Origin of the sequence: Candidatus Methanomassiliicoccus intestinalis Issoire-Mx1 (assembly GCF_000404225.1) — an archaeon.
GTDB classification, from domain to species: domain Archaea; phylum Thermoplasmatota; class Thermoplasmata; order Methanomassiliicoccales; family Methanomassiliicoccaceae; genus Methanomassiliicoccus_A; species Methanomassiliicoccus_A intestinalis.
Map to the genome: position 1 here is coordinate 1,038,448 of NC_021353.1, position 13,529 is coordinate 1,051,976.

The window sequence follows — 13,529 nt, forward strand, 5'->3', positions numbered from 1 at the left end:
TACTTATTTAGCTCTTCTAGGAATCTTATCAGACAACACACTAAACATTGACTTACTTTTCACTTCTGGAATGGCATTAACTTTATTTTCACAAATATCGACAATCCATAAAGCATTTCTATCAAATTCAAATGTAATCTCTTCACCAACAATGTGCAGTGTTTTTGTGTTTAGTGACATATATATGACACATCCCATGTATTCTACTTCATAGTCCACCTTTGTTCCCATAAATGTGGCAGACCGCACAATTCCAGTGTAACCAGAAGACGATTCAAAAAAAGATTCGGGCCGAATTGTCAAGTATTTTTTACCGATTTTGGAATCACAAGAAACTGGAATATTTCCAAATATACACTCAATTTCTTTCCCATCGAAATATCCCTGTATTAAGTTTTTCCAGCCAAAGAATGCAGCGACACTTTGAGTTTTAGGTTTTGTGTAGAAATCTTCAGGATTGCCGCATTGAATAACCCGTCCGTCATCAATCATGGCGATTTTGTCTGCGATAGCAACAGCTTCTTGTTGATCATGCGTGACAAATATCATTGTTTGACCAAGATCCTTGCAGATTTTTCTTACATTCTTTCTCATCTGTATGCGAAGTTCTGCATCTAAAGCGCTGAATGGTTCATCGAGCAACAATACTTTTGGTTTAGTTATCAACGCTCGTGCAAGGGAAACTCTCTGTTCTTGGCCTCCAGAAAGCTGGTTTACTTTGCGATCGCCATATCCCTCTAAATCCACTAGCTTAAGCATTTCATTGGTTGCGTTATCCAGATCAACGCCTTTCAGTGTACCTAATACGCGGGGTGCATAATTTACATTTTGTTCAACAGTCATATTTTTGAAAAGAAGAGATTTTTGAAATACCATTGCAATCGGTCTCTTGTTTGGAGCTACATCATTTACGATTTCACCATCTATAATGATATCTCCCGAATCCTGTTTTTCTAAACCACTGATTAATTTTAATATCGTTGTTTTTCCACAGCCAGATGGCCCTAAAATAACAACTATTTCACCCTTTTCAACTGTTATATTCGTATCATGAATGCACGGTTTAGAAGCACCCGGGTATGTTTTCGAAACAGATTTTAATTCAATATAACTCATAATCCACCACGGCTATACAGTTTATTTGATCCCATGAGTCTGGAAGATATCCAAAGAACGAAGACTGATGGCATGAAGTAGGCAATTGACAATATTGCGACTATCTGATCTGAAACGAGACCAGAATTGAAAAGCGGGAATAGATAAGTAACCAATGTTTGAAATCCCCTTGGAGCATAAATCGAAGTAAGCAGATACATGGACCAAGATACGATAAATGTATACATGCAGCCGACTGCAATTCCAGGTTTGACTGCTGGAATAGTCACATGCAGCAGAGTATTTATTTTATCTACACCCAGTGTTTCAGATTGTGATTCCAAAGATGTATCATAATTTCTAAATACAGAACTTAATGAAAGAATCATGTAAGGTAGAGCAAATGTGATCTGCCCGAGAACTAACGCCAGATATGATTGATAGATGTTGAGATCGATAAATACACTTCGCATTCCAAATACTACAGCAATGCCAGGAGTGAGAGCTGGGATGATTATAAGAATTTCTAAGATACGTTTTCCACGAAAATTCATAGTGCCTATGTATTTTGCAGGAAAAAATCCCAGAACTAATGACAAGATAGTTACAATAGCTGCAAGCACAAGTCCATTAGATAATGGTCTAAGCAATGCATCACTTGTGAGATATTCAATGGTCACTTCCAAATTCCAATCTGGTAACATATCTGGAAATGTCCATTTTCCTAAAGATTGGAGGACTAGCAGTAATACAGGAAGAATTACTGCCACGATTATGGCTATGCAGGTAACATTCCTCCATATGTTTTTCAAATTGTCACCTCCGCTTTAGAACGATTTATTATGTAAAGGTAAATTACCGCAGCGGATATCGTCACAGCGGCGATTATTAAAGATGTAGAGTATGCTACATATATTGCATTAATATCATAATAATTATTATAACTGTTGTATGCCAGCATAGCTAAAGTTTGAGTCTTCCCCAGAATTGTAGGAACTTCGTATGACCCAAAACAGTATGCAAATACAATCATTGACGTAGAGAATATTGAAGTCTTTAGTGAAGGTAAAGTTACGTAGAAAAACGTTCTAAACTTCCCCACACCCAAAGATAAGGATTGGTTTTCGCACTCGTTTGACGAACTCATCAATACAGAGAGCACGGATAATCCAATAAAAGGTATAAATTTCAAGCAGAACGATACTACTGTTCCAAACATACTTGAGTCCTCAACAATTCTTGGAAAATCAAACCAGTTGTCAATATACCCCAACTGGTAAGCTATTGAGGACACAATTCCAGACTGACTGAATATAAATAGTATCATTGTTGCCATAGTTATATGCGGTATTGAAACGTTAAATTGATAGCAAAAAAGAACTAATTTTTTCCCGATAAATGTATCTTTCAATGCCATTGCTGTTATGATTGAAAGTATGATGGAGATTATTGTTGTAATTAGTGATAATTCAACTGTATATACAAATGCATTTTGAAAAGATTTGCTTGCTATAACATTATAAAATGTTTCTAATCCAACATATCTCCCATAAAAATCATGAAGAGACTCATAAAATGTGTTATAAATTGGAATTATGTAGAATAAAAAAATGATGATGATCACAGGAATCAATGCGATGTATGGCATCCATTTTGATTTCATATGATCATCATGTCAAAGATTTTTGATCAGTTTCCTATGCGTTCATGCCAAATAGTGTCCATCAAAGAAGCTTTACCTAATGGTTGACCGACAATGGTTACTTCATTATGCCTGTCGATTGGAACGTACCTTGTCCAATCTGAGACTCCATCTGCGAAGTATGTTGTCCAGATGTCTGCTGAATCTCCATCGGCAGTCTTGCTGGTATCGATATTGAATGAGTTGCCAGTCAATAGGTAGAACTCGGCTTGAACTGACGGTTCGAGCATCCAGTTTGCTAAAACCATAGCTGCAGATTTATGTGATGAGTTGTCTGGAATCAGCAGATAGTATTGACTGGAACAGCATGAATCAAAAGCATAGGCTGCGATAGAGCAGGCGTATGCATCTGTTCTCATATCTACAGAGGCCACGGTGGTAAGTCCGATTAATACAGTTCCAGAACCGTAATCTTTTTCACTGTTGCATCCAATCATCTTACCGTTTATTTCAGAAACAGTTCCAGTCTTGTTGTATCCAATGGATTTGTTTGTATATTTGTCAAGATCGGCAAGATAATTGTATAAGTACCCAAATTCTGCTGTGAATTCTTCTTTGGATGAAATTGACGCTAATGCCTTATCAACACGCTCAATGTTGAGATCTTTATCTTCTGCGACAGCCCATCCGGTTTTAGCTGTTTGATTTTCATACTGCAATTCATACATTATTGCACTAAGAATTAAATTTGTATGGAATGTTGCTGATGAATTGGTAGCATCTGGGTATGTAAACTGTCCCCTGTAGATCTGTGCCCATTGATACAGGTCTGAGAAATTATCTGGAAGCCCAAAGAATACATGACCCTGAACTGTTCCAAAGTTAGACGTCATGTATTGTCTAACAGATAATATACTGTAGACTGTAGAAGATGAACTGGCTGCAGAAATTGTACTCTCGTATTGGTTGTTGTATAATGATCCTGTGTATCCAACCTTTACAAAACCTGTATTGTCTTCATCTTTAACCATGACTACATTGTAAGGAACTTTTTCATTGTTGTATTGATAGACTGAGTAATCTGGATTGTAGATATACATTGTTTCTCCATTGGAGAATTCAGCTGCACTTCCAGATTTGTATCCTGAAACAATGGATGAAACCATATCTTCTGCATGGTCTGAGAGATATTTGGAGTTAGGAAGTGCATTTACCCATCCTTTACCATCAACAGTCTTATCAAAAATATAATCATATTCAGCGCCACTCACTGTACTGATAACGTTTGCAAACATTGTCGTATCTCCCCAGATGAGATCATATTTTCCACCTGTGGTGACGCCGTTTTTAAACTCATTTTTTACAATACCAGTTGCTACCGGACCATACTCGCTCCATGAAACTGATATATCATATTTAGATTTCATTTCGTCTTTCATATACGCTAAAAATTGTTTAGTTTGAGTATCTGCCTCATAGAATGCAATTTCAATAGATTGGCCTTTGGCATCATTCAAAATTGCCTGCCAATCTGAAGTGATCAAATCCTCATCATTCAGCTCATCATTTGATGAACTTTCTTTTGTGAGAACGAATACGCCAGCAATCGCAACGATGACAATAAGCAACGCAGCGACAACGGCTACAATCTTTTTTTGTGTCCCGTCCATTTGATTCCTCCCTAAATTATGGATAATAAACTGACTTGTAGTATTTAACTGTTTAACTTTTTTCTAAAATAATAAAGTTATGTTAATCATATTAAAAAACCATATTAAACAGGACAAGCATATCGTTTGTCGAGATTGATGGATGCAGAAATAAAATTGTTAATCGATAATGCTAAATCAACAGCATTGTCAAATGGCATGGTCGATAGATCCACCTTAAAAAAGCTTTTGGAGCTTAAACCAGGAAGTGAAGAATGTGAGTATCTCGGTAAAGCTTCAAGAGAGGTTATGATTAAACATACTGGTGGATATGTTAGAATTGGTTCGTCCATAGGTGTAGATATTGCACCATGCCCCATGAATTGCCAATTTTGTTCCCTGGGTGAAGAATGGGGCTTAGTCACAGAGACACACATTCTTACTGATGATCAAATTCTAAGCCTGGCCAAAAGTGTAGTAGATAAAGGATTCACTCAAATAACCCTTAGAACTACTGAATACTTCAGTCATCAAAAACTCTGTCAGCTCGGGCGTAAGATCAGAGCTGCCATACCTGGAGATTACATGCTCACTGCCAATACTGGAGAAGTAACAACAAAAATGGCAGATGAACTCTTCTACAGCGGTTTTACAGGCATGTATCACACGCTACGTTTGAGAGAAGGTATCGATACACCATTTGATCCACAGACACGAATCGATTCTATAAACTCCATCCAGGACTCAAAACTTATGCACACTGTTGGTATTGAACCAATAGGATCAGAGCATACTGATGATGAAATTCTCGATATGATCGAGTATTTCAGGAATCTTGATCTGGTGTCTGTCTGCATCATGAAACGAGTTAATGTAGCTGGAACTCCGCTTTCTAGATATGCAGAAATCTCAGACGATCGGTTTGCACAGATAGTTGCAGTCGCGAGAATCGCTGGAGGCCTCAGATGGGGTGTCGCAACACATCCAGTTATTCCAAAAACTCTAGAATATGGTGCGGATCATATTACAGTTGAAACCGGTGCTAATCCACGAGATGATCTGCAGCAAATAGAATGCTGGGAACCATACAATCACCAGGAAGCTATGAAACTGATTATCGATTCTGGATTAAAGCTTGGACAGGCGTCCAGGGATGGATTATATGAACGGACTTCATTAAAAACTGGTGATTCCGTTCCAAAGATTAGATCTGAGTCCACCCATGGCAGATTTGATCTTTCAGAACGTATTAGAAACGGACCCGTAATGCTTTATTTCTATCCACAGGAATATCGACATATTTCTCAAGAGTATGAAAAAGATTTGAACAGACATTTTGATGATTTTGTAAAAAGGAACATTGCACTTGTGTGCATAAACGATGAGTCTGTTGAGTCTCATAAAACTTTAGTCAAGAACATAGACTCGCGGTATGAACATATATCGGATACAGATATGAAAATTGCAAAGGATTACGAATCATACATCATAAGAGATTCATCTGAAGATTCGATAGGTAAAACGAACAGAGAACTTTTTCTGATCGATACTGACGCGAAACTTAAGTATCATTGGAGGGCGCGTTTAGCAGACGAAACGATTCCAGTAGATTGTCTTATTTCCCAAATAGATGAGGCTTTGAGACTATGACCTCTAAAGAAAACTTTAAAGAATGTTTGGAATGTAAGAACCATAGCAGAGTTCCAACATTCCTTTTCGATCTTACGTTTGGTATGGAAGTAGCAGGATACACAACAACAGAAATATTTCAGAATGGATTTGATGGAAAAAAGTCTGCAAAATCGATAATGGCTTCTAGAAAATATTTAGGTCATGACGCTGTAATAGGTTCAGTTCTTGCAGCAGACAGCAGAGCATTTGGTGCTGAAGTATTGTTTCCACCAAATGGAACTCCAGTGATAAAAACACCTGCTTTTTCAGATCCACACGCACTGTATGAACATGATCCAAATGAGATTGATAACCTAGTATTGGAGAATATTGTAACATCATATAATACGATCAAAAAAGAAGATCCTGAAGCGTTTTTAATGGGCCACATCCCCTCAATACTGTCATTATCTACATCATTTCGAGGGTTTGAATCATTTATGATGGATATGTTATTAGATGAATCATATATAAAAGATATTATGAATTTTTCATCCAATGTATCTGACATTGTACAAGAACAGATTTTCAGCGATTCTGATCCAGACTGCATGCTGATATCAGCTGCATATGATAACGTAGATCTCATTGGGCTGGATGGACTTGATAAGTTCTCAATGCCTTACATAAGCAGAATGGTGAATAAAGCTAGCAATATGGGCAGATATGCAACGATACACCCTCATGGATCGATGACGTCTGAGTACGGATCTAAGTCAGTTGAGCGTTTCATTTCAACAGGCATACAATGTTTATATTATGGTGAAAACAACGATCCGGAAATGCTCTCAAAACTTATCGATGGCAGAATATCGATAATGGGCGGAATTGACACATACACAACAATATATTTAGGACCAGATTCACGAGTTGTGCGCGACACCCAAAAAATACTGAAACTCATGAAAGATGAAAATTATATTTTTACATGTTCTTGTTCAATAGACAGGGGCCTGGATGCTGGTCGCCTAAAATTGATGATGAATGTTGTTAAGAAAAATTGAAAGGGATGTAACATCCCATTTATTCTAAAATAGTTTTTATCAGGTTGGTAGAACGTAGACAGACTTTGGGACAAAATTCAGAAAGAATTTTACGCTCTCTCGCTTTTTCCATTTCTTCAGGTATTCTGAGATCAAGTTTTACGAGACCTGGGCAAGAGATATCACCAAATTCATTTGTAAATTCCTCTACGAATTCTTCTCGTTTTGCTAAAACCAGATTTTTCTGGGAAACATCATTTGGTTTTGTATTTCCATATTTATATCCTATTGCAATAAATGCTGCAGATACTGCACCGCAGATGCTTCCCTGCATCATACCAACTCCAAAGCACGAAGCGAGTCGATATGCTTCTTCTTGCTCAATTCCAAGATCTTCTGCTACTTCCCCAAGAACAACCATTGCACAGTCAAAACCTTGTGTAAATTTCTCAGCAATTTCTTTTTCAGCGATCATTATTCATAGCTATGCATTGATAAGTATTTATTAATTGAGTATAGAATGAATAAATAGATTATTGAATATAACAGCATCATGGCAGATATTGGATATGATCTTCAGATTTGTTTAATGATTTTATTCTTAGACACTCCTAAATAGATAAAACATTATTATATTATAACCATACAGATCTGATGAAATATATGCCCGATTCATGGTCATTCAGTAAGAGCCAGATCTGGAATACCTGCAAGAAGATGTATTATTATACATATGTTAAAAGGTTTGATGCTGATGACGAGGGCAAAGCAGCTAAGAATCTATATCAATTAACAAGTTTACATCTATACAAAGGTGAATTAGTTCATAAGGAAATTGAACGTTATATACTGCAGGAGTTGTGCGGGAATGCATATGATTTAAACAAAGCATCAGTCAATGCCTCTAGACAAATAGACTGGATGTACAAAAAGATGCAGACAATCGAACGAATGAATGGAAAGACAGTTTCTGAAGAACAGCTCAACAACGCTAAGGCTGAAATTTCCAAATGTTTGCATAATTTTAAATCAGATATCTGGCCGTCTATTTTTGACTATCCGCATGTCTCTATAGAATCATTTGATAAATTTAGATGCGGGGATGTGGATGTATTAGTAAAATTAGATTATGTCGTTAAAGACAAAAGAAGCGGTATTAAAATTTTTGATTGGAAAACAGGTCTAAAAAAAGGTGATGACTTTTACCAGTCTGTTGTATACGCCATGCATGCAATGTCAAAATACGGATTAGACAATGAGCATGTATCTGTAGACATGATATATCTTTCAGAGCTCAATAGAGAAGTATTAGTTCCTGATTGCAAGGATATCAAAGAAATGAAAGGCAGAATATGTGATGAAACCGATGAGATGCGATCGTTACAAGGCATCCCAGAAGAAAACATTGGAGATCATTGTATGTTTTGTAAGTATTACACACTATGCAACCAAAGTAAAGACAGGATATACAGTGAAAAAGTTACTGTATAACGTTTCGTATGGCTTTTTGAGTGTCTACAGGATCCCCCGTTGTATTAATCATATACACGCTAGCGCTTTGCAGATACTGTTTGAAGAAGTCATATCTGATTTTTAATTTTCGCTCATCAGTTACAATCTGGTGTGGATTGCAAAGATTATTTGATTTGAGGTACTCAAATGCGTCCCCGGCTGTCATTTCAATTGATACATTCTTGTCATTACTGTCTCTTTTTAAAAGAATGATTGTTTTTATTGTAGTCATCGGGATTACTGATTCATCCCCTGCAACCCAGCGTATATCTGCGATGGCTCTGCCTTTTGAATCAAACGTTGAAGAATCGACTAGTGGCTGAAACTCACTCCACACTTTTCCAATATCTGCATCAATGTAACAGTTCTTTTCAGATCCGTATGCAATTGGACGTCCGCTGCCTACTTTTACAAAATACCAATCGTCAGTTACTAATCTAGATCCATCGAGTCTTAAAAGACCCCATGAATGAGTAGTCTTACCTGTTTTTGAAGGAGCGATTAGTGTTACACCACCGAACGGAGTGTCGATGACTGCCCCATGAACGTGTGAAATGCTGTCATAAGTATCTTCTAGGATATCTGATGCTACTGCTAATCCAATGCTTTTGACCCACCCATAATAATCAAAATTTAATAAAAATGCAGTATGGCTTACAGTTTCATATAGAACTTTAGTCTCACGGCTGTCATCACTGCACAGGATTATGCTGGCATGTGGCCTTATTGAATCAGACATTGAATGGAAGTTACTCTCCCACATGTCCACCATTGTGCGGTCTGTAGAATACAATTTAACGCATATCCCATGGATGTCCGCTTTAGCAGAGATGAATTTTTGAGATTTTAGACTCTGCCGTAACTCATTCATACGTTCCTTGGTGATTAATGTAACACTATATGCCATTCAAAGTCTCCCTTGGCTTATTGCAATCTCTGCTTTCTTAAACGTTTCAGTAAGCTTTTCCTGAGTAGGAACCCCGCCATAAAGTGTAAGGGATTCGTTTATGAACAAAGCCGGCGTAACTGCCTGTCCATATTTATTGAACAGTGGCAAAATTGCTCCTGTAAATTCATATCTTGGAATCATTCTAGCTTCGGTGGCATGTACTAAATCTACTGAAGCTTCTATTCCAGTTTGCTTTAAAACCTCACTGATAAGTGTCAGATATTTCTCATCGAACTTAGCAAGCGATGGGTTACAGCATGCCATAGACAGCACAGTTATCCGCATCATGTGATCATTTCCCGTACAGTGTTTCACCAACTCTTCTTAGATTATCAAGTCCGTATATGTCGCTGTCAAAAAGTGGGACTTCAGCACGTATCATTTCATTGAATTTGCTATCTATCTCACAGAGGTATTTATCCTGCGTAGAACGGCGTTTTTCTAAAAACCAATTTCCCTGAAGAACATCTTTTGGTATGACTTCATTGATTATTATTGAACGAACCTTTATTCCAAAACCTCCTAGGTCTTCCACAGCTCTTTCTGTTTCTTCGATAGGCAGTTTTTCAGGTAAAAGTACCAGATTGAATGATGACGTGGTTGTATCTGATAAAGCCTTAACGGCTGAATCATACCGCTCCTTTTCTTTCTTTAAATCATCCAGCATTGATTCATCATAGATGAATCCCAGAGTTTCTGACAGTTCTCTGCGATTTTGTATCTGATTTGCAATATATCCCGACCAGTCAAATGGCATGCTGAGTTCTCTGAGAGTGTGTCCTGTTGGAGCTGTATCAAAAACGACTTTGTCATGCTCCGTATCTCCCATATAGCTTACAAATTGATCGAATGCAGCAATCTCCTCTGTACATGGTGTAGACAGCAGCTCTGATCCAAACATTGATGAAAATCCTTCCATCATTTCATTCATTCTTGTTTGGAATACACCTACTGCTTTGCGTGGATTTATATTAAGGCCGCAGAGATTTTTTTCTTTCCCGATTTTAACAATTTCTGTTTCACTAATCTCTTGCTCATAAATAGCGGAAAGGGATACAGTCGGATCTGTGGCAACGATTAATGTTTTATATCCATGATCAGAAAGCCATAATGCGGTTGTTGATGCCATAGTTGTTTTTCCAACACCACCTTTGCCACCAAAAAATAAGAATTTTTTATCCTCAATGAGATTTCTCATCTCTGCAGTTTCCATTTTTAATCCTCCTGATCTCCAATATGGGCATTCACCCTTAAAAAGGTCGTACCAGTTGTCACCCACGTTTCAGCGTATTGAGGTGTTTTATACCTGATAAGCATGAGAAAAAATTTCACACAATTAGTGATAAGTATTAGATAACATAACCCTGATTAAGAAAAAAGACGTGTTGAAATCATATTTCATTCAGGAAACTGAATTGTTTATGGATTCATCATTGTTGTCTGACACATTAAATACTCAATCTATGAGGTGAATTACCATGGCAGATTGCAAAGTAACAGTAGATGCAGGAGTATGCAAAATGAAGACTGTCATAATTGCAAAAACCAACGAAGATGGTGAAGTTATACTTGACATTCAGAGTGATTGCTCTAAAGTGCTGGAGATGTCATGGGGTATCAAACCAATATATGCATGGTCATGCGTAGAATCGCCAATGAATGAGACTGAGATCTATCAGGCTGCCAGCAAATGCTTAAAACACGCTGCCTGCCCTGTGCCGTGCGCTGTGCTTAAAGCTATAGAAGTTGCTGGAGAGCTTGGAATTAAACGAGATGCAGTTATAACGATAGAATAAGATTCAGTATGCAACGACATTGTGTTATGATTAGATATGCTGGCGTGAAGCCATAGATGCATTAATCTAGTTCACTTCACGCCGTGTTTTAGCTCTCACTTTATAAAATTAGTCATTATTTGAGGTTCTGATATTGGGTGCGGATATTTTTCTTTAGAATAGGATATGCAGTTTATCAACCATGCCATGTTTCTGCCGAGTGTCCTCATGGTCTGCAGTCCTTCTAGATCCTGCATAGTTTCCTCTGGAATAAAACCATGTGTGGAATTCCAGTATTGCGATGATACTACAGGCATGTTAGAGATTGTAAAATATTTATTCAGCCTGTCAAAAGATGCGCTGGCTCCGCCTCTGCGGCAATTCACAACGGCTGCTGCGGGTTTATATTCATAGAACCGTTTTTTACAATAAAACATCCTGTCTAAAAAGGAACACAACGCACCATTTGGTCCTGCATAATATACCGGAGACCCTACTACTAAACCGTCAGCTTCTTTCATAATGTCAACGCATTCATTGACTGAATCGTTATCAAACACACAATAACCAGTCTTCATGCATTTTTTGCAGTCAATGCATCCAGCAATAGGTTTGGTTCCTATGTGCACAATCTTGGTATCAATTTGCGCTTTGTTCAGCTCTTTAGCAACTTCACACAATGCGGTATATGTACAGCCTTCTTTATGCGGGCTTCCATTAATGAGTAATACATTCATTAAGCACACCTAAAATGAGATATACTGTTTTTTACATTAAATACTAGCTGCTGAATCATAGTTAGATGCAGACACCCAGGATAAAATACAGACTGTGTGCCGGTGTATTACAGATTATTCAGGTTCTACATTATCCAGCAGTGGTTTTTTAATAATAAGAATCTCCCGTATGCGCCGTTTCTTTATGGATTTTACAATCAGAGTCGCATTGGGAAGTTCTACCTTATCACCTTTGAGCGGTATTTTCTCCAGAACATACTGAATATATCCACCGACTGTATGGTCTTCATACTCACCTGGATCGAAGTCAAGTCCGATTTCTTCCATCACATCATAGATGTTAGCACCGCCAAGTACAGAATAACGGTCTTCAGATTCTTTAATCACTGAATATTCTATCTCATCACTTTCATCCCAGATTTCACCCACTAACTCTTCAAGGATATCTTCCAGAGTAACGATTCCTAATGTTCCACCGTAGGAATCAAGGACTACTGCCATGTGGGTTTTAGACTTCTGCAGATCTGTTAGAAGCGTAGAGATTTTCATAGTTTCTGGAACAAACTGGATCGGTCGCACTATGTCAGTCAACAACACCGTTTCAGAGTCGAAATATTTAGTGTAAAAGTCTTTTTCATACACTACTCCGATTATGTTGTCAATATTATCTTCATAAACTGGAATCCTGGAATAGCCTGTCGAAGTAAAGATATACTTCATCTCATACCTGTCAGACCTTATGTCTGCAGCGGCAATGTCAACTCTGGGAATCAGTACTTCATCTACAGTAATGTTATCAAATTCAATGGCAGATTTGATCAGCTCGCTCTCGCGCTTTTCAAGAGTCCCTTCTTCTTCGATCTCATCGATCATTACCATGAGCTCCTCTTCCGTAAGTGTCGGAACTTCCTTGTTTTTCATCGATTTAGTAATCAGGCTCTTGAGTTTGATGAACAGATAGCTGACTGGCGTAAACACCTTTATGAGAATATTTAATGATGAGGTCACTGCAATTGCAAAGCTTTCGGCATTCTCTTTTGCAATGCATTTTGGTGTAATCTCACCAAAGACTAGTAAAGCAATAGTCATCACAATTGTAGAATAACCTACACCCACAGCACCAAATTCCAGAGTAAATAATAACGTACAAAGTGAAGTAGCTGCAATATTTACTAAATTGTTTCCAATCAGGATCGTGGTTATTGACTTATCGAAGTTTTCAGCTAAGGATAAGGCCTTCTCCGCCTTTTTATTGCCTTCTTTTGCATAATTTTTTAATCTGATCTTGTTAACACTTGAGAATGCTGTTTCTGACGCGGAGAAATATGCTGATAAACCCACTAGGATGATGAGAATAATCACCATCATGACACTGGACTCGTCCATTTAGTTGACCTCTGGCCACCTCATATCTTAAAAATCGATCGATCTTTTGAAGATCCATCTGAGATCGTGTGATAACACATCATAGCTAAACTGATTCCAATATGTGTATCAGTATTTAAAGATGATGAAC

Annotated in this window: 14 protein-coding genes; 4 read left to right on the forward strand and 10 right to left on the reverse strand. The window is 37.7% G+C overall.

Annotated elements, in window-relative coordinates; all coding sequences use genetic code 11:
* Positions 1–3 precede the first annotated feature (3 nt).
* From H729_RS05035 to H729_RS05050, 4 genes are read right to left on the reverse strand one after another with little or no spacing between them, the layout of a single operon-like run.
* Entirely contained in the window at positions 4–1,116 is a 1,113-nt protein-coding gene (locus tag H729_RS05035; protein WP_020448922.1) for an ABC transporter ATP-binding protein, read from the reverse strand.
* Complete coding sequence (locus H729_RS05040; RefSeq protein WP_020448923.1) at positions 1,113–1,907, reverse strand: ABC transporter permease; 795 nt, start codon at positions 1,905–1,907, stop codon at positions 1,113–1,115. The genes H729_RS05035 and H729_RS05040 overlap by 4 nt, the downstream gene beginning before the upstream one ends.
* Positions 1,904–2,758, reverse strand: coding sequence for an ABC transporter permease subunit (locus H729_RS05045; protein ID WP_020448924.1), 855 nt, complete (start codon positions 2,756–2,758; stop codon positions 1,904–1,906). Before H729_RS05045 ends, H729_RS05040 begins: the two co-directional genes overlap by 4 nt.
* A 26-nt stretch (positions 2,759–2,784) precedes the next feature.
* On the reverse strand, positions 2,785–4,407 hold the full coding sequence (locus H729_RS05050) for a hypothetical protein (protein ID WP_020448925.1): 1,623 nt from the start codon (positions 4,405–4,407) through the stop codon (positions 2,785–2,787).
* Between the two features lie 138 nt (positions 4,408–4,545).
* On the opposite strand from H729_RS05050, the gene H729_RS09475 reads away from it, so the two are divergent.
* Together H729_RS09475 and H729_RS05060 are read left to right on the forward strand one after the other, a co-directional pair.
* On the forward strand, positions 4,546–6,036 hold the full coding sequence (locus H729_RS09475; protein WP_020448926.1) for a redoxin domain-containing protein: 1,491 nt from the start codon (positions 4,546–4,548) through the stop codon (positions 6,034–6,036).
* Entirely contained in the window at positions 6,033–7,061 is a 1,029-nt protein-coding gene (locus H729_RS05060) for a uroporphyrinogen decarboxylase family protein (RefSeq protein ID WP_020448927.1), read from the forward strand. The genes H729_RS09475 and H729_RS05060 overlap by 4 nt, the downstream gene beginning before the upstream one ends.
* 19 nt (positions 7,062–7,080) lie before the next feature.
* Here the strand turns inward: H729_RS05060 and H729_RS05065 are convergent, their stop codons facing one another.
* Entirely contained in the window at positions 7,081–7,515 is a 435-nt protein-coding gene (locus tag H729_RS05065) for a C-GCAxxG-C-C family protein (RefSeq protein ID WP_020448928.1), read from the reverse strand.
* Positions 7,516–7,694: 179 nt separating this feature from the next.
* On the opposite strand from H729_RS05065, the gene H729_RS05070 reads away from it, so the two are divergent.
* On the forward strand, positions 7,695–8,531 hold the full coding sequence (locus H729_RS05070; RefSeq protein ID WP_081633114.1) for a PD-(D/E)XK nuclease family protein: 837 nt from the start codon (positions 7,695–7,697) through the stop codon (positions 8,529–8,531).
* Here the strand turns inward: H729_RS05070 and H729_RS05075 are convergent.
* From H729_RS05075 to H729_RS05085, 3 genes are read right to left on the reverse strand one after another with little or no spacing between them, the layout of a single operon-like run.
* The gene (locus H729_RS05075; protein WP_020448930.1) at positions 8,521–9,459 is read right to left on the reverse strand and encodes a phosphoenolpyruvate carboxykinase (ATP); all 939 of its coding nucleotides are present in this window, start codon (positions 9,457–9,459) and stop codon (positions 8,521–8,523) included. The genes H729_RS05070 and H729_RS05075 overlap by 11 nt on opposite strands.
* Positions 9,460–9,816, reverse strand: coding sequence for a thioredoxin family protein (locus H729_RS05080; RefSeq protein WP_147554395.1), 357 nt, complete (start codon positions 9,814–9,816; stop codon positions 9,460–9,462).
* Positions 9,794–10,714: an ArsA family ATPase gene (locus H729_RS05085; RefSeq protein ID WP_020448932.1), complete on the reverse strand. Its 921-nt coding sequence runs from the start codon at positions 10,712–10,714 to the stop codon at positions 9,794–9,796. The genes H729_RS05080 and H729_RS05085 overlap by 23 nt, the downstream gene beginning before the upstream one ends.
* 265 nt (positions 10,715–10,979) lie before the next feature.
* Between H729_RS05085 and H729_RS05090 the strand changes: the two genes are divergently transcribed.
* On the forward strand, positions 10,980–11,297 hold the full coding sequence (locus H729_RS05090) for a DUF6951 family protein (protein ID WP_020448933.1): 318 nt from the start codon (positions 10,980–10,982) through the stop codon (positions 11,295–11,297).
* A 95-nt stretch (positions 11,298–11,392) separates the two neighbouring features.
* On the opposite strand, the gene H729_RS05095 is transcribed toward H729_RS05090, so the two are convergent.
* Together H729_RS05095 and H729_RS05100 are read right to left on the reverse strand one after the other, a co-directional pair.
* Entirely contained in the window at positions 11,393–12,013 is a 621-nt protein-coding gene (locus tag H729_RS05095) for a flavodoxin family protein (protein WP_020448934.1), read from the reverse strand.
* Between the two features lie 114 nt (positions 12,014–12,127).
* Positions 12,128–13,399, reverse strand: coding sequence for a hemolysin family protein (locus H729_RS05100; protein ID WP_020448935.1), 1,272 nt, complete (start codon positions 13,397–13,399; stop codon positions 12,128–12,130).
* Between the last annotated feature and the right edge of the window lie 130 nt (positions 13,400–13,529).